Origin of the sequence: Pseudoalteromonas sp. S3178 (assembly GCF_005886985.1) — a bacterium.
In the GTDB taxonomy this organism is placed as follows: Bacteria; Pseudomonadota; Gammaproteobacteria; order Enterobacterales; family Alteromonadaceae; genus Pseudoalteromonas; species Pseudoalteromonas carrageenovora.
Genome location: NZ_PNCW01000018.1, coordinates 17469 through 41127, shown reverse-complemented (window position 1 = coordinate 41127; position 23659 = coordinate 17469). Strand labels below are relative to the sequence as shown.

21 protein-coding genes are annotated in these 23659 nt (G+C 39.8%); 15 read left to right on the top strand and 6 right to left on the bottom strand.

Annotated elements, in window-relative coordinates:
- Positions 1-278: 278 nt before the first annotated feature.
- Positions 279-1361, bottom strand: a complete 1083-nt coding sequence (locus CWC11_RS04525) for a mechanosensitive ion channel family protein (RefSeq protein ID WP_138681723.1) — start codon at positions 1359-1361, stop codon at positions 279-281.
- 143 nt (positions 1362-1504) lie between these two features.
- Here CWC11_RS04525 and CWC11_RS04520 point away from each other — a divergent pair, with 143 nt between their 5' ends.
- The gene (locus CWC11_RS04520) at positions 1505-2458 is read left to right on the top strand and encodes a YihY/virulence factor BrkB family protein (RefSeq protein WP_138681722.1); all 954 of its coding nucleotides are present in this window, start codon (positions 1505-1507) and stop codon (positions 2456-2458) included.
- A gap of 33 nt (positions 2459-2491) precedes the next feature.
- Here the strand turns inward: CWC11_RS04520 and CWC11_RS04515 are convergent, their stop codons facing one another.
- Together CWC11_RS04515 and CWC11_RS04510 are read right to left on the bottom strand one after the other, a co-directional pair.
- Positions 2492-3370, bottom strand: coding sequence for a LysR family transcriptional regulator (locus tag CWC11_RS04515; protein ID WP_138681721.1), 879 nt, complete (start codon positions 3368-3370; stop codon positions 2492-2494).
- 73 nt (positions 3371-3443) lie between these two features.
- Positions 3444-6482: a bifunctional diguanylate cyclase/phosphodiesterase gene (locus CWC11_RS04510; protein WP_138681720.1), complete on the bottom strand. Its 3039-nt coding sequence runs from the start codon at positions 6480-6482 to the stop codon at positions 3444-3446.
- 340 nt (positions 6483-6822) lie between these two features.
- On the opposite strand from CWC11_RS04510, the gene CWC11_RS04505 reads away from it, so the two are divergent.
- Both CWC11_RS04505 and CWC11_RS04500 read left to right on the top strand, forming a co-directional pair.
- Positions 6823-7665, top strand: a complete 843-nt coding sequence (locus tag CWC11_RS04505; RefSeq protein WP_138681719.1) for a pirin family protein — start codon at positions 6823-6825, stop codon at positions 7663-7665.
- Between the two features lie 10 nt (positions 7666-7675).
- Positions 7676-8656, top strand: a complete 981-nt coding sequence (locus tag CWC11_RS04500) for a glutathione S-transferase family protein (RefSeq protein WP_138681718.1) — start codon at positions 7676-7678, stop codon at positions 8654-8656.
- A 5-nt stretch (positions 8657-8661) separates the two neighbouring features.
- Here the strand turns inward: CWC11_RS04500 and CWC11_RS04495 are convergent, their stop codons facing one another.
- The 3 genes from CWC11_RS04495 to CWC11_RS04485 are packed head-to-tail and all read right to left on the bottom strand — an operon-like array spanning position 8662 to position 9709.
- The gene (locus CWC11_RS04495; RefSeq protein ID WP_138681717.1) at positions 8662-8904 is read right to left on the bottom strand and encodes a glycosyltransferase family 4 protein; all 243 of its coding nucleotides are present in this window, start codon (positions 8902-8904) and stop codon (positions 8662-8664) included.
- A 10-nt stretch (positions 8905-8914) separates the two neighbouring features.
- Complete coding sequence (locus CWC11_RS04490) at positions 8915-9364, bottom strand: hypothetical protein (RefSeq protein WP_138681716.1); 450 nt, start codon at positions 9362-9364, stop codon at positions 8915-8917.
- Positions 9365-9370: 6 nt separating this feature from the next.
- Positions 9371-9709, bottom strand: coding sequence for a DUF883 C-terminal domain-containing protein (locus tag CWC11_RS04485; RefSeq protein ID WP_082660542.1), 339 nt, complete (start codon positions 9707-9709; stop codon positions 9371-9373).
- 503 nt (positions 9710-10212) lie between these two features.
- Here CWC11_RS04485 and mraZ point away from each other — a divergent pair.
- The 12 genes from mraZ to CWC11_RS04425 are packed head-to-tail and all read left to right on the top strand — an operon-like array spanning position 10213 to position 23659.
- Positions 10213-10671 carry a division/cell wall cluster transcriptional repressor MraZ gene (gene mraZ / locus CWC11_RS04480; RefSeq protein ID WP_138681715.1) on the top strand — a complete coding sequence of 153 codons (459 nt, stop codon included), beginning with the start codon at positions 10213-10215 and terminating at the stop codon, positions 10669-10671.
- 28 nt (positions 10672-10699) lie between these two features.
- The gene (rsmH, locus tag CWC11_RS04475) at positions 10700-11638 is read left to right on the top strand and encodes a 16S rRNA (cytosine(1402)-N(4))-methyltransferase RsmH (RefSeq protein ID WP_138681714.1); all 939 of its coding nucleotides are present in this window, start codon (positions 10700-10702) and stop codon (positions 11636-11638) included.
- Positions 11635-11961: a cell division protein FtsL gene (gene ftsL, locus CWC11_RS04470; protein ID WP_058547014.1), complete on the top strand. Its 327-nt coding sequence runs from the start codon at positions 11635-11637 to the stop codon at positions 11959-11961. The genes rsmH and ftsL overlap by 4 nt, the downstream gene beginning before the upstream one ends.
- Entirely contained in the window at positions 11958-13778 is a 1821-nt protein-coding gene (locus CWC11_RS04465) for a penicillin-binding transpeptidase domain-containing protein (protein WP_138681713.1), read from the top strand. Before ftsL ends, CWC11_RS04465 begins: the two co-directional genes overlap by 4 nt.
- A complete protein-coding gene (gene murE / locus CWC11_RS04460; RefSeq protein ID WP_138681712.1) occupies positions 13771-15249 on the top strand; it encodes a UDP-N-acetylmuramoyl-L-alanyl-D-glutamate--2,6-diaminopimelate ligase in 1479 nt (492 codons plus the stop codon). Before CWC11_RS04465 ends, murE begins: the two co-directional genes overlap by 8 nt.
- On the top strand, positions 15246-16634 hold the full coding sequence (locus CWC11_RS04455) for a UDP-N-acetylmuramoyl-tripeptide--D-alanyl-D-alanine ligase (RefSeq protein ID WP_138681711.1): 1389 nt from the start codon (positions 15246-15248) through the stop codon (positions 16632-16634). The genes murE and CWC11_RS04455 overlap by 4 nt, the downstream gene beginning before the upstream one ends.
- Complete coding sequence (gene mraY / locus CWC11_RS04450) at positions 16628-17710, top strand: phospho-N-acetylmuramoyl-pentapeptide-transferase (RefSeq protein ID WP_058547018.1); 1083 nt, start codon at positions 16628-16630, stop codon at positions 17708-17710. The genes CWC11_RS04455 and mraY overlap by 7 nt, the downstream gene beginning before the upstream one ends.
- Positions 17711-19045 (top strand): UDP-N-acetylmuramoyl-L-alanine--D-glutamate ligase, encoded by a 1335-nt coding sequence (murD, locus tag CWC11_RS04445; RefSeq protein WP_138681710.1) that lies wholly within the window; start codon positions 17711-17713, stop codon positions 19043-19045. It abuts the gene before it with no gap.
- The gene (ftsW, locus tag CWC11_RS04440) at positions 19042-20217 is read left to right on the top strand and encodes a cell division protein FtsW (RefSeq protein WP_138681709.1); all 1176 of its coding nucleotides are present in this window, start codon (positions 19042-19044) and stop codon (positions 20215-20217) included. The genes murD and ftsW overlap by 4 nt, the downstream gene beginning before the upstream one ends.
- Positions 20214-21290, top strand: coding sequence for an undecaprenyldiphospho-muramoylpentapeptide beta-N-acetylglucosaminyltransferase (gene murG / locus CWC11_RS04435; protein ID WP_138681708.1), 1077 nt, complete (start codon positions 20214-20216; stop codon positions 21288-21290). The genes ftsW and murG overlap by 4 nt, the downstream gene beginning before the upstream one ends.
- Complete coding sequence (murC, locus tag CWC11_RS04430; protein ID WP_138681707.1) at positions 21291-22742, top strand: UDP-N-acetylmuramate--L-alanine ligase; 1452 nt, start codon at positions 21291-21293, stop codon at positions 22740-22742.
- A complete protein-coding gene (locus CWC11_RS04425; RefSeq protein ID WP_138681706.1) occupies positions 22739-23659 on the top strand; it encodes a D-alanine--D-alanine ligase in 921 nt (306 codons plus the stop codon). Before murC ends, CWC11_RS04425 begins: the two co-directional genes overlap by 4 nt.

Genomic DNA, 23659 nt, shown 5'->3' with positions numbered 1-23659 from the left:
GTTATAACTTTTACTATGGATATAACAAAAGTTATTAGGTGTTTGGCTATATTATTTAAATTGGAAGTGTAAATTAAAATAAATGCATTAAAAATCTAACGTGTGGTGTTTTTATGCTTTTATTTACTATTTATATACAAATGACATTCGTTGTAAGAGGGAGCGTTTGGGGTTGAACATTCGCCGCTACCAGTACCGTTAGGCAGTAATGGCAGCGCCGCGATTAAATAGCCTTGAGGGTCGAGGTTTTTAAACCTTAAAAGTATACATAGTCTGGCTTAAATAATGTTTTTACCTTGCTCTGGATCTCTGGAGTGTTCTGCTTGCTCACGTATTTCATCTGTATCGCTACTTACATCGTCAAGTGTTTCACTTTGTTCTAAGGTTTCACTGTTATTTCTTTGCGCGGGTAGCGGCTGGGTAAGGTTTTTATCAACGTCGTTACTTGGTGAAGCGCCATTTAATAAAATTCTCTCTCGTGCATCATCAGGCATGCTGATATTTTGTTTTGTGAACTCATTTACTAGCTCACGCATTAGCTGAGAGGCCACTTTTAATGGACTATGTTGCTCACTATTAACCCAAAAAAATAGGTTGAAATTAATAGTAGAAGCCCCTAAGTTTTTAATAAGTACTTGAGCTGGTGGGTCGCTAAGTACAGCACCTTGCTGAGTGATAATTTTAAGTGCGAGAGTTTGGGCGCTGCGAATATCGTTATCATAACCAATACCTATTTCGACCTTACCACGCATTTTTGGGTTAGCCGTCAGGTTTTTAATAATATTTTTGTAAACTGTCGCATTAGGGATTTGTATATGGTTTCCATCGTAATCAACAAGCGTTGTAGCTCTTGCCGTTACTTTTTTAACAACCCCTAAACGTCCATCAACTTCAATTACGTCATCTATTTTAAAAGGGCGTTGTACGCTTAATAATAAACTCGCTATAAAATTTTCAGCTATATCTCTAAAAGCAAAACCCAATATTAAACCAATAAGTCCGGTGCCACTCATTATGGCAACCGCAAACTCAGTTAGCCCTGCAAGTCGTAAAAATAAATACACGCCTAATAATAAGATTAAAATACTTATTCCGCGCCTAACAACTAAGTGAACTAATTTGCTATCGGTCATGTAATCAATGGGTTTTATGAGAATTTTAGAAAGTGGTGAGGCAATAAAATAACTTACTGCGAGCAATATGAAACCTAATAAAAGAGTGGGCAATATTTGCGCTGTAGTATGTAGTAATTGCACGCTCTGATCGTAAAAATACTGCCAGCTAAATATATTTGTTTTAGTGGCTAATGTATTTGCAGCTTCGTTATTTAGGCTTGTTAGCAGGTTAAACTGACTGAGCATGCGTACCTTCCTCGAATATTGATTACTATTAACTAACAGAGCAAGTTTAGTACCAAATTAATTATCAGACCATGTATCTGCTGATGTTTAAGTATTGGCAAACATATTGCTGTGTATAAGTTATAAAAATTAAGGATTTTAGTATGAATAAATCAAAACGTGGGCAGCAGGCAGAGCAACCAGTTCATATTCCAATGCGAGGATGGTGGGATATAGCGAAGCGTATTTTTAAGCAAATGAGTGAAGATAACTTATCAATAGTGGCCGCTGGTGTGGCGTTTTATGCCTTACTTGCTATTTTTCCGGCTATTGCGGCAACAGTGTCGGTGTATGCTTATTTTTCATCGCCCACAGATATTAGTGAGCATTTAAGTAAAATTGTTACCTTACTTCCACAAAGTACTAGTGACCTTATTTTATCGCAGGTATCAAGCCTTGCCCAAACATCTAATGCAAGCCTCAGCTTAAGTGCAATAGGTACTTTAATTCTCACTATTTGGAGTAGCTCAAAGGGCAGTCAGGCGCTTATTACAGCGTGTAATATTAGTTATAGAGAATACGAGAAGCGATCATTTTTTCAGGCGCAAATAGTGCGTTTTTTATTTTCTGTAGGCGCTATTGTGGTCGCCATTTTTGCGCTACTTATTATTGGTATTTTACCTATAGTACTTAATTTAGTGGGATTAAAAGAAAGTATAGATTTACTTATTAAGCTTATATCGTGGCCACTACTTGCGTTTACTTTTAACTTTGCATTAGTTCTTTTGTATCGTTATGCGCCGCACCGTAAACCCGCTAAATGGCGATGGATCACGCTAGGATCGTCTATTGCTACTATATTATGGATATTAGCCTCTATTGGTTTTTCGTTTTATGTATCACGTTTTTCTAGTTATAACGAAACGTATGGATCGCTTGGTGGTGTCGTGATCATGCTAATGTGGTTGTATATCAGTGCGTACATAATCACTTTAGGCGCTGTAATTAATGCTGCAACAGAGCAACAAACAGGTAAAGACAGTACAATAGGTCCGCCTAAAAAACGTGGTAAAAGAGGTGCCTACGTAGCAGATCACCTCGATGTAGAAAACGAGTAATGTCTTTAATTAAACTGGTTAATTAACCAAAGTTTAGGTGGTAAGTGCAATGATCTGTTCTTTAAATTCTTGCGCTGCTGGCCCGAGTCTATCTGTATCGTTGCACATTAAATATAGGTTTAAAGCGCGAGTAGTACCTTGCTCTAAGTTAAGTGCTATTAAGGTCTGGTTTTCGATTAAAGAGCTTATTTGAGATTTTGGCAGCCACGCATAGCCTAAGTTTTTGCTTACCATATCAATAGAGTTTTGTAAGTGACTCACAGTCCATCGCATATCTGCACCTAGCCAGCCTTCGTTATGGCTGGTTTGTGTTGCAGAGTCGCGCACTACTATCTGCCGGTGGAGTTTTAAATCGCGAAAATTAAGCTGCTCTGTTTGCTGATGCAATGGATGATCTTTATGGGCAACGGCAATAAACTCTACATCGCACAGCATACTACAGCTAATGCCATATATAGGAATCGACGAAATAGCTAAATCAACAACACCGTTGCTTAAAAGCTCATTAGCCCCCGTTAATACACTTTGTACTAACTCTATTTTTAAAAGAGGATATAGCTCGCTGGTTTTAGCCAATGCCTGGTATAAAGTGGAATTAGGGAATACTTCGTCAACCGCTATTTTTAATGTGCTTTCTACGCCTTCGCTTAACGTGCTGGCAACCGACTCTATTTTATTGGCTTCTTCTATTAAAAACTCTGCACGGCGTAAAATAAGTTTACCGCTGTCGGTTAAAAATGCTTTTCGGCCTTTAACTTCAAGTAGCTTTATTTGCAGTGCAGCCTCTAGCTTTTGTACTGCATGATGCACCGTTGATTGGCTTTTATGCACGGCTGCACTTGCTCCTGCAAATCCACCGTGTTCAACAACGGCTTTAAACATTCTCCATTGCTCTAGTGTTGCTTTTGCCATATTCAAATCCTGTTACTACTTTTATCGATTGAATAACTTGACCGCACACCGCACATTTTTATTGCGTAATAGCTCATTTATTATTAGAAATAACAACTTTATTGCTGCTCAGCAGTGTCATAAACTCTTTTTTAGGCATAGGTTTAGCAAATAAATAACCTTGTCCGTAGTCACAACCCGCTTTTAATAAAAGCTCCATTTGTAGAGGTGTTTCAATTCCTTCTGCAATTACTTTAAGGCCAAGCTGATGCGCCATTACGATAATTGCTTCGCATAAAGCCAGCTCTTGGCTGTCTGCTTTAATGTTATCTACAAAGCGTTTATCTATTTTTAAGTAATCTGTGTCCATTTCTTGAAGATATGCAAGCGATGAATAGCCTGTGCCAAAGTCATCAAGAGCGAGTTCCATACCCGATTGAACCAACCTTTTTAAACGGCTCTGTGTAAGCGCTTCAGGGTTGACCATTAAGCCTTCGGTAATTTCTGCAACAATAGACGATGCAGGTAGTTTTGCTGCAGCTAACATATCGCACCAATCATCTATTCCACTGTCGGCAGTAGATAGTTGTACTGGAGATACGTTAACGCTAATTTGAAATTGTTGACCGCTTGCTGCTTTTATCTCTGTTAGTGTTTGTATAGCCTGAGCAAATACAAACTGGCCTAATACATTTATTTGCCTTGTTTCTTCAGCTAATGGAATAAAAGAATCAGGAGATACCAAACCATTTACAGGATGATGCCAGCGTATTAACCCTTCGGCTTTGTGTATATGTAAATCATTTAGGGCAACGATAGGTTGATAAAATAACTCAAACTGATGAAGCTCTATTGCGCTTCGTAAATCTTTTAATAATTGCATACGGGCTTGTGCACGAATACGCATATCGGCAGAGAAAAACTCAAACCCATTACGACCATTGCTTTTAGCTTTATACATAGCTTGGTCAGCGGCTTTTAAAAGCTGCTCGGTGCTTTGCCCGTCGCTAGGGGCACACGCTATTCCCATACTTGCACTAATAAATATTTCTTCGTTTTCAAGCATAAGGCCTGATGAAAGGCTTTGTAATATATTGCTGGCTATTTGGTTTATATGGCGAATGCTTTTTATGTGATTAAAAACAATTACAAATTCATCTCCACCTATACGAGCTACAAACTCGGCATTTTTGGCTGAGTGCACAATACGTTGAGAAACCAATTTAAGCAGGTTATCACCATAGTGATGGCCCAGCGTGTCGTTAATATCTTTAAAGCGATCTATATCTAGCAGCATAACAACGAGGTTATTATCTTCATTTTGAATAGCGTTAAAGCGCTGGTTTAAACGCTCTTTTAGCTCTAATCTATTAGGCAAGTCAGTTAGGTGATCAAAATGAGTTTGTCGCCAAATAGTTTCATCTGCTTGTTTTTTATCTGTAATGTCAGTAAAAATAGCGACCCGACGAGTGGGGATTTTTTTATCGTCGTAAACAGTATCTATTTTTAGCCACTCAGTATAAATATCACCGTTCTTTTTACGGTTTATTATTTCGCCTTGCCAACGACCCGTACTTCTAAGTTCTGCCCACATTTGTTGATAAAACTCTTTTGGGTGCTTACCCGATGATAAAATATGGCTAGTTTTGCCTATTACTTCTTCTTTGCTGTATTGAGTGGTTTTACAAAATGCAGGGTTAACATCATAAATAACGCCGTTAGGGTCGGTTATAGCCATGCCTTCACTACTATTGCTATACACTAGAGAGGCTAAATGAAGCGCTTTTTCGTTAATTCTTTTTTGGCTAATATCTCTTAAAACCACTATAAATTCATTATTACTTTCAAGAGTATTTATACGAGCTTCAAAAAAGTGCTCGGTGGTACTCACCCTTAATTTAAATTCAATTGCTTGTGAGCTATCTACATTATTTAAGTGTGATAGCAATAATTGCGCATTTTCTTTTGGTAATACATTAACCAAATTTAACGACGTTTTAGTATTTACCGTAAGCAGTGAGCTAATGTGCCCACCAATATAAAGAACATCTCCCAGTGCATTTATACGCATATAGGTGTCGGGTAGAGCGTTTAATAAACTCATTAATTCGTTATGTTTATTTTTTAATTTAGCTTCTGCTGAGAGGCGCGTTTGGGCCATTACTTCAAAACGGTTATAAAGAGCGCGTAGTTCAGGGCTATTTGGCTTTTTAATGTATTTTGGCATTGTGCCATGAGCTAGTTCATCGGTTGCATTTGATAAATTGGCAATGGGGTTAAATATACTGGCTTTAATAAGACGCCTTGCAAGTAGTACAAGTAAGGCAATCGCTGTTAAAAAAGCAAATATGGTTTTTAAAAAGCTAGCATTAACCTCATTTATAAAATCTTCTACAGATACCGCTATATATATATCTAAATTATTATGATGCGCGTCGTTATAAATAACAGAGCGATGAAAAATCTGGTTTTCTCCATCAGTATTTTTAAACACAGTTAAAGAGCTCTTATCGTGGAGTAGGTCTGTGTCTGTTATTTTTTTACCTAACTTATCAGGGCGGCTTGGATAATTAGCAAGGATTAATCCATTAGGGTCGGCAATAACGGCTTTAGCGTTATCAGGTAACTCAGCTTCATTTAATGCAATATTCCACCAGTTCAAAGCAATTACAGTAACTAAAGTTCCTTTTAAGTTATTATCAGTATCAATTATCGGGTATGCAAAGTTAACACTTTGAGCTTGAATACTTCTATCGTATTGAAAATACCCAACAGAAAAGTCTCTATTACTAATCGCATTTTGAAAATACGCTCTATCACTAATATTAATGTTATTACTGCGGCCATTTGTTACACATTGCAGCTCACCTTCGGCGTTAACAATGCCTATATTTGCAATATTGCTATAAAGGGCTTTAATTTCAAAAAAGTAATCGGGGCAAGTTGTTGGTAACTTTTCGTTAGTTGCGGCTTTGTCTGCTAAAAATACGGTTAGACGTTTAACATCGTCTACCATATTTTTTTGATGCAGGGTTAATTGCTTAGCTATGCTAACTATTCTTTCTTCACTTTTTTCAATGGCAGCATCACGCTCAAACCAAAGCGTAAACACAGTGACAGCTGCCCCGGGGATACTAAGTAAGATTAGTAACCTGTAAAGCTGGCTTTTAAGCGATGAAGTAAAAATAGGTTTTCCTTAAACTCAATTTCCTAAAAAATGATTGTAGACACAAAAGCTAAAAATAACCATACAAAATATAGGGTTGTATTAAATAATCGTTAAAATATAGGTGCTTAATAACTAAGTAGGTGTTTTTAAAGCGGGTAATTATTTGTACCTAATATATATATCAGCAAGTTATTTGGTTTTAATTCTAAAAAATAGAATGTTCTACTCTATTTAAAGACATAGTTGTTTTGTTTATTGAATGCTTTAATAAACCCATCCTAATAGTGTTTATCGTGGACTTAAAATGAAAATATCTAAAGTATTGACCGCTTACGCAACTCAAGATGGAGACGGTGTAAATATTCGTCGAATACCAGGATTTGATGGCAAATATTTAGATCCTTTTTTAATGATTGATGAACTTAAATCTGATGATAAAAGCGATTACATGGGCGGATTTCCTGCGCACCCGCATAGAGGTATTGAAACATTCACCTATATTTTAAAAGGTGGGTTTGAACACCAAGATCAAATGGGTAATAAAGAAGCCATAAGAGCCGGTGATGTTCAATGGATGAGTACAGGTAAAGGTGTAATGCACAGTGAAATGCCTTTAGCCGATGAGATTGATGGTTTGCATGGGTTTCAAATATGGATCAACATGCCAAGCGATGAAAAAATGCGTGAACCCCGCTATCAAGACACCACTAAAAACCCTGTGCCAAGCTTTACAAATGATCAAGGTGTTACTCTAAAAGCGCTTGCAGGAAATTGGCAATTTGCAGATCAATTATTAAAGGCCGGTTTACAAAGCTTATCGGCCAGTGCTGCGTTAGCTGATGTACATATACCCACTGAAAAAAGTATTCAGTTAGCACCATTAGCACAACAAAAAGTGATGATTTATGTGCACAGTGGTTCAATAAGCACGAGTGATGGGCAAAGTTTTACTACAGGAAAGCTGATTATTTTAGAGCCCAATAGCGATATAAGCCTAAAATCAGAAGAGGGCGCTGGTGTATTAATACTTGCTGGGCAGCCATTAAATCAGCCGATAGCGCATATGGGGCCCTTTGTAATGACCACGCAAGATGAAATTAAACAAGCTGTTCGTGATTTTCAAAATGGCGAATTTGGCAAAATTTAGGGAGCAACCTATGGGTTTATTAGTCGATGGCCAGTGGCAAGATAAGTGGTACGACACCGATTCAAATAACGGAAAGTTTAAACGTGAAGATGCGCAACTTCGTAACTGGGTAACTAGTGATGGTAATGCAGGCGCAACAGGTGAAGGCGGCTTTAAAGCACAGTCAAATCGTTACCATTTATATGTATCACTCGCATGTCCATGGGCTCACAGAGCGCTAATTTTTAGAGTACTAAAACAGCTTGAGGATATTATTTCTGTATCGGTTGTTAGCCCCGATATGCTAAACAATGGTTGGAGCTTTGATAAAAACAATCACAGCACAGGTGATGATTTATTTGACAGTGAATACTTACATCAAATTTATACAAAAAATAATTCCAGCTATACAGGGCGGGTAACAGTTCCGGTTCTTTGGGATAAACAGCAAAATAAAATAGTTAGTAACGAGTCGGCTGATATTATCCGTATGTTCAATAGCGCCTTTAATGAGATTACAGGTAATTTTGATGATTATTATCCAAAAGAGCTACGTAATTCAATAGATGAAATAAACGCACTCGTATATCCAAATATAAACAATGGCGTGTATAAAACGGGGTTTGCAACAACTCAAGCAGCCTATGAAGAGTCATTCGATGCGCTATTTGCTGCGCTGGATAAAGTTGAGGAGATTTTAAGTACTAATCGTTATTTAACGGGTAGTAAATTGACCGAAGCTGATTGGCGTTTATTTACCACTTTAATACGTTTTGACAGTGTTTATGTAGGGCACTTTAAATGTAATTTGCGCACAATTGAAAGCTATTTTGCTTTGCAAGAATATTTACGTGAGCTATATCAAATTAAAGGCATTGATAAAACCACTGATTTTTATCACATAAAGCGACATTACTATTTCAGCCACGAGATGATTAATCCGACGCAAATAGTGCCAAAAGGTCCACAAATTGACTTTTTAAAAGCGCATAACAGAGCCAGTATTAAATAAGTAATTTATGAAAGAAGCTTTACAAGCCAACCGTATTTTCTTATCACGCTCGTATCGCTTCTGCCCGCTTGTACGGTAACACCGGCCATAAATGCTGAGGTTAACCCGACCTTAGTTGCTGCAAAGCGCTTTATACGATACTTAAACGCTGCATGGTGCTGGCGTTTAAGTTCATCTCGCATATCCATTTGCTTAGAAAGGGCGTCTACATTTTCGTTTGGTGCTTTAATTAAGTAGTTAACTAACATTATAATTTCCTTATAAGTTAAACAGTTGCTTCAAGCTTTTAATGGTTTTACTAAAGCCAATTTTATTACTTAAATATACTGTGTTTTTCCAAAGCCAGACCAGGCAAATGACCTGCGCCAAGGCAGCTGTTGCAATACTTAACCACACTGAGCCAAACAAGTCGTACATGCCATAGCCAAGTGCGCCTAATAAACCTGCCCACAACAAAACCAAACCACTGGCAAAACATCCTAAAAATATAGTGATCAAAGCCATCGATCTAAGCGACAATCGCCACTCTGCTTTTGCAAGCTGGTGGGTGATCTTTCCTTGAGTGTGATAGTCCTCCTTGAGTTGCTCAGAATATTCAATGATCTTAGCTATATGATCCTGCCAATCGTCCTTTTGGCTTTGCTCGTCAGTAGTTTGGTTTTGAACAGCCTCTTCCTTGTGGGCTGCTGCTGTTTGTGAGCTGTTCATTGTCAATTACTTACGGCGTAGTAATGAAGTAAGTAACATACCCGCTGCAAATGCGATCCCGGCAGTTGCTAGTGGGTTTTCTGAAGCAAATGCACGTGTTTTGGTAGTACATTCAGAAAGTTTTTCTCGAGCAATAAGTTGTTTTTCGCTTAGTGCTTCCGCTGAGCTTGAAGCGCCTTTGCGTACGCTTGATTCAGCTACTGATGCTTTGCTAGAAAGTGCATCTACTGCATCATGTGCTACAGAGGTTGCTTTATCTGTAAATGGTGCTTCGCTCTCAGTTTGCTTAATTTCAGGTTTAATATTTGTTTCAGTATTCGCTTTAGTATTTGTTGCAGTAGCCATAATCAATCCTTAATAAATAAAATAAAAAAATTTAACTGGTAGCTTTACTAATGCAACGATTAAACCAATCTTTTAAAAAATTTTAACTAACTGAATTATATTGTTTTATTTTTATTTTCATCAATTGCTTAAATCAGCTTTGTAATAGAATGAAGTAACAATTTCTGCTCCTTTAAGTAAATTTTACATACTCATAATTAAGGCTTAATTTTTTGTAATTATTCATTGGTTATTCAGTAAGCAAAGCGTGTAAACAAAAAGTTATAAAATACCTATAAAATAATTTTCACCTTTTGAATCCACTTTTTCCCACTTAATTCAACCGCTTTGCTTGAGCCCTTATTTTTATTAGCCTTGAGAGTTGTTAAAGCTGGTCAGCTTACTTGACAAAATAGCTTGTCAAGCCCTAAACTGGAGCACTGTGGTAAAAAGTGGTTTTTAGTGGATCTAACTGGATCAAGTTAATCGAAAGTCGATTAAAACAATTTAAAAGTAGGCTTTTCATGTTTCGTGGCGCGAGTTCACTGAGTTTGGACGATAAAGGACGTTTTGCGGTACCTACCAAGTACCGAGACACTCTGCTATCTGAAGATCAGGGAACGGTTATATGTACCGTCGCATTAAATGAGCCGTGCTTATGGTTGTATCCGCTTGCTGAGTGGCTTGAAATAGAAAGCCGTTTAGCCAAAATCTCTAATATGAATCCTCGCGCTCGTCGCATGCAGCGTATGTTGCTTGGTAACGCCACAGAGTATCAACTTGATAAAAATGGTCGAATTTTGCTAGCGCCGTCACTACGGTCGCATGCATCACTTGGCAAAAAAGTAATGCTAGTTGGTTTGATGAATAAATTTGAAATTTGGGATGAGGCGCGTTGGCACGAGCAAATGCAGCAAGACACTGAGCTTGAAAGGCTTGGTGATTTTGAACCTAACCAAGATTTAGATAATTTCACACTCTAACGGCACAAAAAAAGGCAAACAACAGCTAATGACAGCGCAATTTGAACACGTATCCGTACTTATGGACGAAACCATCGATGCCCTTGCAATTAAGCCAGACGGTATATACATGGATGGTACTTTTGGACGTGGCGGCCACTCTGGACAAATTTTAGCACGCCTTGGCGATGAAGGCCGCCTACAAGCAATAGATCAAGATCCACAAGCTATCAAATCAGCTGAAAAATTTGCAGACGACTCTCGTTTTGCAATTGCACACACCCGTTTTTCAAATCTATACGACGTAGCAGAGCAAAACGATCTGTTAGGTAAAGTAGATGGCATTTTGCTTGATATTGGTGTGTCGTCACCTCAGCTGGATGACGCGGAGCGTGGTTTTAGCTTTATGAAAGACGGCCCGCTGGATATGCGTATGGACCCAACAAGTGGTCGAAGTGCAGCGCAGTGGCTGGCTGAAGCTGAGCTTGAAGACATTACTCATGTAATTAAAACATACGGCGAAGAAAAGTTTGGTAAACGTATTGCCCACAAAGTACTTGAGGTTCGAGAACATACGCCAATTACTACAACGAAGCAGCTTGCTGATTTAGTTGATGAAGCCGTACCGGTAAAAGATAAGTTTAAGCACCCAGCGACACGTACCTTCCAAGCAATCAGAATTTATATAAACAGTGAACTTGAAGAGATTCAAACTGCACTACAGTCTGCCGTTAAAGTGCTTAAACCAGGTGGGCGTTTAGTGGTGATTTCGTTTCATTCTCTTGAAGACAGAATTGTTAAGCAATTTATTAGAAAACAGAGTAAGGGAGAAGCATTACCCAGAGGTCTGCCTTTAACCGATGCACAAATAAATAAAAACCTGACGTTAAAAGCAGTGGGTAAAGCTATTAAGCCTAGTGCTGCAGAAATAGAGCGTAATCCTCGTTCACGTAGTTCAGTACTTAGGATTGCACAGAGGTTAGGATGAGCAAAAAAGCGAACTATCGCCAACCTAATTTATTTTTAGAAATATTAAAAGGCCTAGGAGCTAACAAGCTAACCTCGGCCTTGTTGGTTGTGATATTCGCATCAAGTTTAGCCGTTGTACAGGTAACTCACTTAGCCCGTGGACAGCTCATTAAGCAAGATACGCTACTACAAGAGCGTGATGAACTTGATTTAGAGTGGCGCTATTTACTTGTAGAAGAAGAGTTTTATTCGCAGCATGCGCGCATTGAAGAAGTGGCTACATCGCAATTAAAAATGAAACGACCTACCAGTCAAGATGAGCAGGTAATAATAGTACAATGAGAACAAGTAGAGGCAAAAAACCAGCAGCAAACTTAATCACATGGCGCTTTATGCTGGTGTGTGGTGTGGTGTTTATGGTGTTTGTTACACTGGTGTCTCGTGCTGCTTATTTACAAGTAATCGAGCCTGATAAAGCGCGTTCAGAAAGCGATAAACGTACTGTACGAGTAGAAAAACTGCATGTACAACGTGGGATGATATTTGACCGACACGGTAAAGAGCTTGCTGTAAGTGTACCTGTGGTGAGTGTGTATGCAGATCCAAAAGCGCTACATAAATCACTTGTTGCTAAAGTAGTTAAACAAGCACGTAAAGACGGTGAAGATCACTTAGCGCTCACTGAAAACGCAGCTGAACTAGATAAACGTACCAGCTTATATTATAAAAATGATTTACGCTGGCGTGAGCTTGCTGATGTACTGCGTATTGACCCTAAAAAGATTAATTCAAGACTTTTGAACGATCCTAGCCGCCGCTTTGTGTATTTAAAGCGTCAAGTTACGCCAGCTGTTGCAAATTATATTGGCGATCTACGCTTGCCAGGCATTCATTTACTTGATGAATCTAAACGTTATTACCCTGCAGGTGAAGTAACAGCCCATATTATTGGCTTTACAAACATTGATGGTAAAGGCATTGAGGGCATAGAAAAGCTCTACGAAAATGCACTTACAGGCGAAGAAGGGCGCCGTACTATTCGTAAAGATGCTCAAGGTCGTGAAGTTGAAGTACTAGATGAACGTGAACGCGTAGAGCCTGAAAGCATTCAACTAAGTATTGACCAACGTATTCAAGCTATAGCTTATAAAGCAGTAAAATCTGCAGTACTCACCTATAAAGCAACATCGGGGTCGGCCATGGTGGTTGATGTTAAAACCGGTGAAGTTCTTGCTATGGTGAACAGCCCTTCATTCAATCCAAATAACTTAAACGACGCAGCGCCGCATAAGCGTCGTAACCGTGCAATTACTGATTTGTTTGAACCTGGCTCAACCGTTAAGCCACTAGCCATTTTGGCTGGGCTAGACTACGGCGCAATTAAAGCTGACGACACGATTGATACCTACCCAGGTTGGATGCGTTTAGGTGGTAGCTTAGTTAGAGACACCCGAAACCATGGTGAAATGACTCTTCGCGAAATCCTAAAATACTCATCAAACATGGGCGTTGCTAAAGTAACGCAACAAGTGCCAAAAGATTACCTTGTAGGGCTATACCAAAAAGTAGGCTTTGGCAGCGATACTGGCACTGGCATGGTGGGTGAAAGCAGTGGTTTGTTTTATCCAAACCGTCGTTGGTCGGACTTTGAAATTGCAACGCTGTCGTTTGGTTATGCTATTTCGGTAAGTACCGCACAAATGGCGCGTTTTTATACCATGTTAGGGGCCGGTGGTGTAAATCGCCCACTTACTATTTTAAAGCAAGATGGCGTACCTGAAGGCGAGCGTATCTTTAAGCAAAAAGACGTAGAAGCCGTAGTACACATGATGGAAAGCGTGTTTGAAAAAGATGGCACTGCGCGTAATGTAAAAGTTGATGGATACCGCGCTGCTGGTAAAACAGGGACTTCTAAAAAGGCTGTTGCTGGTGGTTATGGTGATGAATACGTAGGTTATTTTGCAGGTGTTGCACCAGCAAGTAATCCACGCTTGGCTGTGGTAGTTATGATTAACGAGCCTGGTGGTGATGTGTACTATGGAGGTGCCACTGCTGGCCCTGCATTTGCAGAAATCATCTCTAACGCATTAAGAATATTAAACGTTGCACCAGACAAGGAAGAGGTTGCGTACGTAAAAGGTAAAGATAACGATGCGTGATTTAAAGGCGATTTTAAAATACATCGAGATAGATGCACCTTCGCAGGTAGTTAAACATCTACGACTCGATAGCCGTGATGTTACACCCGGAGATGTGTTCGTTGCTATAAAAGGTCATCAATTAGATGGCGGACAGTTTATTGAAAAAGCAATTGAGAATGGCGCTACAGCTATTATTGCAGATAGATTATGTGAATTTGATGTAAGCTTTGAACCTCTTTATTTAGTAACAGAGCTTGATAAGAAATTGCCTGAGCTGGCAAGTCGTTTTTATGCCCAACCGAGTCATAATTTAGATTTGATTGGTGTAACGGGCACTAACGGCAAATCAACCACAACAGCAATGATTGCTCATTTAGCGCAATTTTGTAGTACAGATTCGGCCATTATTGGCACGCTAGGGTATGGTCACCCAGACACACTTACGCCACTTATTAATACCACGCCTTCGACTGTTGATTTACAACATATATTAAGCGATTTAAACCAACAGCATAAAAAACTGATTGCTATGGAAGTCTCATCGCACGGTTTAGTGCAGCATCGTGTAGCACAGTGCCAATTTAAAGCGGCGGTGTTTACTAATTTATCGCGTGATCACTTAGATTATCATGGTGATATGGCAAGTTATGGCGATGCAAAGCTAATGCTGTTCCGCGATTTTGAACCACAACATGTAGTGCTCAATCAAGATGATGGGCAAGCAGAGCAGTGGCTAGAAAAATACAGCTTTAATAACTTAGTGTGTTATGGGCGTAAAAATTTAGCCCCTGATAATGCAAAATTTGTGTATTTTTCTGACGTTGAATATTCTAACAATGGTATTTCGGCGCAATTAATCACAAGTTGGGGTGATGTTAAGATAAAATCACCGCTGTTTGGCGAATTTAATTTATATAATTTAACTGCTGCACTCGCTACATTACTTAGTTTAGGTTATCCGCTGGAGCAACTTGTTGCAGGTTGTGCGCATTTACAGCCTGTTGCTGGGCGTATGCAAGCATTTAGCGAAACAGACAAGCCAACATGTGTTGTTGATTATGCACATACACCTGAGGCGTTAGCACTTGCATTACAAGCGCTGCAAAAACATGTGCCAGGCGGTGTAAGCTGTGTGTTTGGCTGTGGTGGCGACAGAGATAAAGGCAAGCGCGCTCTAATGGCGCAAGCTGCTGAGCAAAATGCTAATAAGGTTATTATTACTAGCGATAACCCACGCTCAGAAAACCCAGACGCGATTATTGCAGATGTAGCAGCAGGTTTAACGCATCCTGAAAAGGCCCATTTAGAGGCCGACCGAGCAACCGCAATTAGTTACGCAATAAATAATGCTGCAGCCGGCGACGTTATTTTAATTGCTGGTAAAGGGCATGAAGATTATCAAATAATTGGCGATACGCGCATAGACTTTTGTGATCGCCGTTATGTACAAGAACAACTAAAAAAAGCAGTAAGAGGGATAACTCAATGATCCCAATGGATTTTGATTGGCTGGCTAATGTGCTAGCAACCGATTATCAAGGTGATAATCAAAAAGTGATTAATATAAATACTGATACCCGCAGCATTTGCGAAGGTGAAGTGTTTTTAGCACTTAAAGGCCCTAATTTTGATGGCCATAAATTTATAGAACAAGCAAAACAAAAAGGCGCTATTGGTGTCATTGTTCAACATAAAGTAGCTGTTGATATTGCACAATTTGTTGTTGGCGATACGCGTATTGCGTTAGGTGATATTGGTGCAGCGGTAATGGCGCAAGTTGCTCCTAAAACAATTGCTATTACCGGCAGTGTGGGTAAAACCACTGTAAAAGAAATGTGCGCTGCTATTTTATCTGTGCATGGTGATGTACTAGCCACTAAAGGCAATTTTAATAACGACATTGGTGTACCACTTACTTTATTGCGTTTAGAGCCACAGCATCGCTTTGCTGTAATAGAGCTTGGAGCAAACCATTTAGGTGAAATTGCTTATACGACAGCAATGGCTAAACCCGATGTAGCTGTTGTATGTAATGTGGCGGCTGCTCATTTAGAAGGTTTTGGCAGCTTAATGGGTGTTGCTAAAGCAAAGGGTGAGATTTTTGATGGCCTAAAAGATGATGGCGTTGCCATTGTTAATTGCGATAGTGAATTTAGCCAATATTGGCTTGATAAACTAACAGGTAAAAATGTTAAGCGCTTATCAAGTACAGAAAAACTCGATATTTGGGCTGAAAATATTAGCCTAGACGAAAACGCCAGAGCAAGCTTTACCCTGTGTACCAACAACAAACAAGTACCTGTAACTTTGGCGCTTCCGGGTAAACATAATATTAGTAACGCACTAATTGCCGCAGCACTTACCAGCGAATTTGACGTATCTCTTGAAGAAATTGCTAATGCGCTTGCCACAATGGGTGATGTAAAAGGCCGCGTAAATCTAATTAATGTCAGTGACACATTAACGGTAATAGATGATACCTATAACGCAAACGTTAAGTCGGTAAAAGCCGCTATTGATTTGCTTAGTGATATTAAAGGGCACCGTATTTTAGCGCTTGGTGATATGGGAGAGCTTGGTGAAGATGCTCGTATGTATCATCAAGAGGTTGGCGAGTATGCATTAGAGCAAGGGATTGATGAGCTATTTACCCTCGGTGTGCTTAGCAAGTCAGCCAGTGATGTGTTTGAAAAGCCTAATCGTCATTTTTCAAATCGTGACGAGATGCTCAAACAAATTCAATTAAGTCTTAGTAAAGTAGATAGTAAAACCACAATAGTAGTGAAAGGATCTCGCAGTTCTCGTATGGAATTATTAGTAACCGATTTAGTAAATGGCCAGCAACATGCCATCAATGGAGTATCATCATGTTAGTTTGGCTGGCAGAGTATTTAACTCAGTATTTTAGTGGTTTTCATGTTTTTTCGTATTTAACGCTGCGTGCCATTTTAGGTATTTTGACTGCGTTAATGATGTCGTTATATTTTGGCCCAAAGCTGATTCGTGCATTACAACGTATGCAAATAGGCCAAGTTGTTCGCCACGATGGTCCTGAGTCGCATTTGTCTAAAAGAGGCACACCTACTATGGGGGGCATATTAATTTTAGGCGCTATTTTTACAAGTACCTTGCTGTGGGCTGATTTATCAAACAAATATGTGTGGGCTACTTTATTTGTAATTGGCTCGCTAGGTGTGGTGGGCTTTATAGATGATTACCGTAAGGTTATTCGTAAAGATCCAAAAGGGTTAATTGCTAAATGGAAGTATTTTTGGCAATCGGTAATTGCTCTAGTGGTTGCCACAGCGCTTTACGCAACCAGCACACAAGCGGCTGAAACCTCTCTCGTTGTGCCATTTTTTAAAGATGTATTACCGCAGTTAGGCTTGTTTTACATTGTAATTACCTACTTTGCATTAGTCGGTACCTCAAACGCTGTAAACTTAACCGATGGCCTAGATGGCTTAGCTATAGTACCTACTATTTTAGTCGCGGCAGCACTTGCCATAATTGCTTACTTAACGGGTAACATTAACTTTTCGGCTTACTTACATATTCCGCATTTACCACTTGCTAGTGAGCTTGTAGTGGTGTGTACCGCTATTGTTGGCGCTGGACTAGGCTTCTTATGGTTTAACACTTATCCGGCACAAGTATTTATGGGCGATGTAGGTTCGCTTGCACTTGGTGGTGCGCTGGGGATTATTGCTATTTTAGTTCGCCAAGAGTTACTACTTATTATTATGGGTGGCGTGTTTGTAATGGAAGCCTTATCGGTAATTTTACAAGTAGGCTCATACAAATTACGCGGACAACGCATTTTTAGAATGGCGCCTATCCATCATCATTACGAACTAAAGGGTTGGCCTGAGCCACGCGTTATTGTGCGCTTTTGGATTATTTCTATTGTGCTTGTGCTTGCAGGCCTTGCGACATTAAAGATTCGATAAATGCAGTATTTAAACGAGATAAAAAACAAACAAATAACAGTGCTCGGACTCGGTGTAACCGGTCTGGGCATTGTGCGTTTTTTATTATCTCATGGCTTTTCGCCAAAGGTTATAGATAGCCGCAAAAATCCCCCCGGGATTGATTGGCTAAAAGAGCATGCGCCACAGCTAAGTACTCACTTTGGTAACTTGGACGGTGCAGCACTTTGTAAAAGTGACATGATCATTATTAGCCCAGGGCTAAGCTTAAAAATACCCGCTATCGCAAAAGCTATTGAGTCAGGCGTTGAAGTTATTGGTGACGTTGAGCTATTTGCTCGCATAAATACTAAACCGGTTGTAGCGGTAACGGGCTCTAATGGTAAATCAACCGTTGTAACCCTTGCCTATGAAGTACTAAAAGCGGCAGGTTATAAAGTCGCGCTTGGCGGTAATATTGGTACAGCGGTATTAGATTTACTAAGCGATGATTTTGACGTGTATGTGCTGGAGCTTTCAAGTTTTCAGCTTGATACCAGCTCGAGCTTAAAACCTATTAGCGCGACGGTATTAAATGTATCTGAAGATCACCTAGATCGTTACGACAGCTACCAAGCTTATATCGATTCTAAATTAAGCATTTATAACAATGCTGAGCTTATAGTAATAAACGCTGATGATATTCAAACTAAGCCTATTAGCCGCTCTTTAGCGCCGCAAATGAGTTTTGGCACTGACCAAGGTGATTATCACTTAGCTGAGCATAATAGTGAACTGCACTTTATAGCAAAGAGTGAGGCATTTTTACCTGTTAGTACACTGGCGGTAGTAGGTAAGCACAATTACTTAAATACCCTGTCCGTTATGGCGTTATTGAGCCCGTTTAATATTACCAAAGCTCAGTACACAACAGCACTTAGCCAATTTCATGGTTTAGTGCACCGCTGCCAATTTGTATGTGATAAAAATGACGTTAAATACTTTAATGATTCTAAAGCCACTAATGTTGGCGCAACCATTGCGGCAATAGATAGTTTAGCCTCAGAGTACGAAAACCTGATTGTAATAGCTGGAGGCGATGCTAAAGGTGCTGATTTAAGTGCGCTAAAACCATATATAAAAAATCATGTAAAAGCGCTCGTTTGCTTTGGTAAAGATGCAAATAAACTTGCGGCACTTACTAGTAAATCTCATTTAGTAAATAATATGCAAGAAGCTGTGGCACTTGCACAAGTACTTAGCAAACGTGGTGATATTGTTTTGCTCGCTCCTGCGTGTGCCAGCATTGATATGTATAACAATTATATGCAACGTGGCGATGACTTTGTGCAGTGTGTAATGGAAGGGCAATTATGATTACTTTTGCTGATTTAAAAGAAGCCCTAACGCCTAAACCATCAGCACAGCTTTATGATGTGCCTTTACTTTATTGCATGTTAATGCTTATTGGGGTGGGTTTTGTAATGGTGACCAGCGCCTCAATGCCCACTGCAGATAGGCTGTTTGGTGATATTTACCATTTTACAATTCGACACGGTATTTTTTTAGCGTTGTCGTTTTGTTTATTTTGGATAACCACGTTAGTGCCTATGAGTTGGTGGAAAAAAGCCAACCCTTATTTATTGCTAATAGGTTTAGTGCTGCTACTTGTAGTGCTAATAGTTGGCCGTGAGGTAAATGGTTCAACGCGTTGGATACCTGTAGGGCCTTTTAATATACAAGCATCTGAGCTAGCTAAGTTATTCTTTTTTAGTTATATAGCCGGTTATTTGGTACGAAAGCGAGAAGAAGTACAAGAAAATATTAAAGGTTTTGCAAAGCCAATAGCAGTGTTTGCTGTATACGCATTACTTATTTTATTACAGCCCGATTTAGGCACTGTGGTTGTTATGTTTGTTACAACGGTAGGCCTTTTATTTTTAGCTGGCGCAAAGCTTTGGCAGTTTTTTGCATTAATTTTAACAGGCGTTGCGCTGGTTGTTGGCTTAATTGTTTTAGAGCCATATCGAATGGCACGTGTTGTTGGTTTTTTAGAGCCTTGGGATGATCCATTTGGTAAAGGCTATCAGTTAGTGCAGTCATTGATGGCATACAGTCAAGGTGATTGGTTTGGTCAAGGACTTGGAAATAGCGTACAAAAATTACAGTACTTACCAGAGGCTCATACCGACTTTATTTTTGCTGTTATCGCTGAAGAACTTGGTTTTGTAGGCGTACTAAGCATTTTAATGGTGTTAGGTACTTTGGTGTTTAGGGCTTTATTAATTGGCCAAACAGCACTTAAAAACGGTAAAGAATATGAGGGCTATTTAGCCTTAGCAATTGGCATATGGTTTGCGTTTCAAACCATGGTTAATGTAGGTGCAAGTGCAGGAATATTACCCACAAAAGGGTTAACATTGCCGTTTATTTCGTATGGTGGCTCAAGCTTATTAATGATGACGATTGCCACTGGTATTTTATTGCGTGTTGATTTTGAAACTAAAATGGCCACCAAGCAAGCCACCTCACGTGGAGGTAAGCGATGAGTAAAAAATTAGTAGTAGTAGCTGGCGGTACTGGCGGGCATATATTTCCGGGTATTGCTGTAGCTGATTATTTAAAAAACCAAGGCTGGGAAGTCAGCTGGATAGGCACACCAGACAGAATGGAAGCCGAGGTTGTGCCAAAGCACAACATTGAGATTGATTTTATTAATGTAAAGGGCGTACGCGGTAATGGCTTAAAGCGTCTTATTAAAGCCCCATTCATGGTACTTAATGCAATATTGCAGGCGCGTAAGGTATTGAAATCTCAACAACCTGACGTAGTACTTGCAATGGGCGGCTATGTAACCGGTCCAACCGGTATTGCGGCTAAAAGTTTAGGTATTCCACTGGTTATTCATGAGCAAAATGCGGTTGCTGGAATGAGTAATCGATGGTTGGCAAAATGTGCTAATAAAGTACTTGCTGCTTTTCCAAGTGCTTTTGATAAAGGCCAAGCTGAGCTTGTAGGTAATCCTGTTCGCCAAAGTGTGGCTGATGTGCCTAAGCGTGAAGTTTCAAACCCTATAAATGTACTCGTTGTAGGTGGATCGTTAGGTGCTCAAGTACTTAACCAGACCTTACCTGAAGCATTTAAAGTTATGGCAAACACATGTGATTTAAATGTGTGGCATCAAACGGGTAAAGGGCACTTAGAGAGCGTTCAAGGCGCTTACAAACTACATCAATTTACTGAGCAGCAAGTAAAAGTAGCACAATTTATTGATGATATGGATGCAGCCTATAGCTGGGCCGACATTGTTATTTGCCGAGCGGGTGCATTAACGGTAAGCGAAATTGCCGCAGCGGGTAAAATGGCCGTATTTGTACCATTTCCGCATGCCGTTGACGATCATCAAACTGCTAACGCACAGTATTTAGTAATGGCTAATGGCGCTTTATTGATGCCACAAGGGCAATTTAATAAACAGTCTATTGTTGCGCTGTTGAGTCCTTATTTAGCGCAACCAAAATTAATTGATGAAATGGCTAATAATGCTAAAAAGCAAGCCATTTTAGATGCCACAGCAAGCGTAGCTGCGCACTGTGAGCAAGTAACAAATAAGAGAAAATAAGTGAAAGAAACGTCATTACAAGAAAAATATTCACGACCAGCAATGCGTCGAATAGACACTATACACTTTATAGGTATTGGTGGTGCTGGTATGGGCGGTATTGCAGAAGTACTTGCTTTTGAAGGTTACCGTATTACAGGGTCTGATATTGCACACAGCGCAATGACAGAGCGTCTGATAAAAGCCGGTGCAGAAGTATTTATTGGCCATCATGAAAATAACGTAAAAGATGCCAACGTAGTGGTTGTTTCAAGCGCAATAGATGAAACAAACCCGGAAATTATAGCTGCAAAAGCGGCGCGTATACCAGTAGTTCGCCGTGCAGAAATGCTTGCCGAGTTAATGCGTTTTCGCCATGGTATTGCTATTGCGGGTACTCATGGCAAAACAACAACAACGAGTTTAATTGCCAGTATTTATGCCCAAGCAGGGCTTGATCCTACCTTTATTATTGGTGGTTTATTAAATAGTGCAGGTAGTAATGCAAAGGTTGGTAAAAGCGACTTTTTAATTGCAGAAGCAGATGAAAGTGATGCGTCGTTTTTACATCTACAGCCAATGGTGTCGGTGATCACTAATATTGAAGAGGATCACATGGATACCTACGGTGGTAGTCTTGAAAAAATGAAAGACACCTATGTAGATTTTATTCATAACCTACCGTTTTATGGCTTAGCTGTAGTGTGTATTGATTCAGAAGTTGCCAGCGAGCTAATCCCACGTTTTGCTCGCCCTGTCATTACTTATGGCGAAGCACGCGATGCCGATTATCGCATGAGCGACTTTAGTCAATCGGCCAATACGTGTACGTTTACCGTAACAAGTAAAAATGGCGATAGCTTAACTGCCACGCTTAATATGCCCGGCAAGCACAATGCATTAAATGCAACTGCTGCAATTGCTGTAGCTAAAGATCAAAATATTGCTAATTATGCGATTTTAGAAGCACTGCAAAAATTTGAAGGAATTGGCCGTCGTTTTCAGCATTACGGTGAGTTTGAGAACGAGCGCGGTAATGTAATGCTTGTTGATGATTATGGTCATCACCCGTCGGAGGTAGCGGCTACTATAGCGGCTGTTCGTGAAGGGTGGCCAGATAAGCGCTTGGTAATGGTTTATCAACCACATAGATTTAGCCGTACTCGTGACTTATACGAAGACTTTGTAAAAGTATTAGCCGATGTTGATCAATTACTTTTACTTGATGTGTATAGCGCCGGAGAAGACCCCATTGTAGGAGTAGATAGTAAAAGTCTGTGTCGTAGTTTACGTCAACGCGGCAAAGAGCCTCTGCACGTAGCTACCAATGCTGAACTTGCAGGTGTGCTAGCAGCAAACTTACAAAACAATGATTTAGTATTAACCCAAGGCGCTGGTAACATAGGTCAACTAGTTAAAACATTAGCTGCTACGGGTATGTCGATAGAAAAACTTAAACAGGGTGAAGTATGACTCAGGTAAATACACAATTTGGTAAAGTAGCGGTACTGCTAGGTGGAAACTCAGCAGAACGTGAAGTGTCTTTACGATCAGGTCAGGCTGTTTTAAACGCGCTACAAAATAGTGGCGTAGATGCAATTGCATTCGACCCTCAAAATCGTTCGCTGTGGGATTTAAAAGAATTAAATGTAGATCGTGTTTTTATCGCTCTTCATGGCCGTGGTGGTGAAGATGGCACTGTGCAAGGTGCGCTTGAGTTTATGAATCTACCTTACACAGGTAGCAATGTGCTTGGCTCTGCACTGGCTATGGATAAAGTTCGTTGTAAGCACCTATTTAAATCTGCTGGTTTAAGTACAGCACCTTATGCAGTAGTGGATGCTAAAAAAGGTTTTGATGCTAAAGCCATTATGGATGAGTTTAAAAAAGTAATGGTTAAGCCATCACATGAAGGCTCAAGCATTGGCATGGCACAAGCAAGTAGCGCACAAGAGCTAGAAGAAGCATTGGCCAATGCATTTAAGTTTGATAATCAGGTATTAGTAGAGCAGTGGATAACAGGACGAGAATTTACCGTTACAGTGCTTGGAGATGAAGTACAACCCGTTATTGAAATGACTACACCTAACGGTTTTTACGATTACCAAGCTAAGTATCAATCAAATACAACGCAGTACCATTGCCCAGCAGATTTATCTGCGCAAGACACTCAATATTTGCAAACAATATCGCTTGATGCATTTGATTTAGTCGGTGCAAGTGGCTGGGGCCGAGTAGACGCTATGCAAGATGAGCAAGGTAATTTTTACTTACTAGAAGTAAATACAGTACCCGGGATGACTGAAAAATCGCTCGTGCCGATGGCAGCAAAAGCAAATGGGGCAACTTTTGAGCAATTAGTTGTTCGCATTTTAGAGCAAACGCTTTAA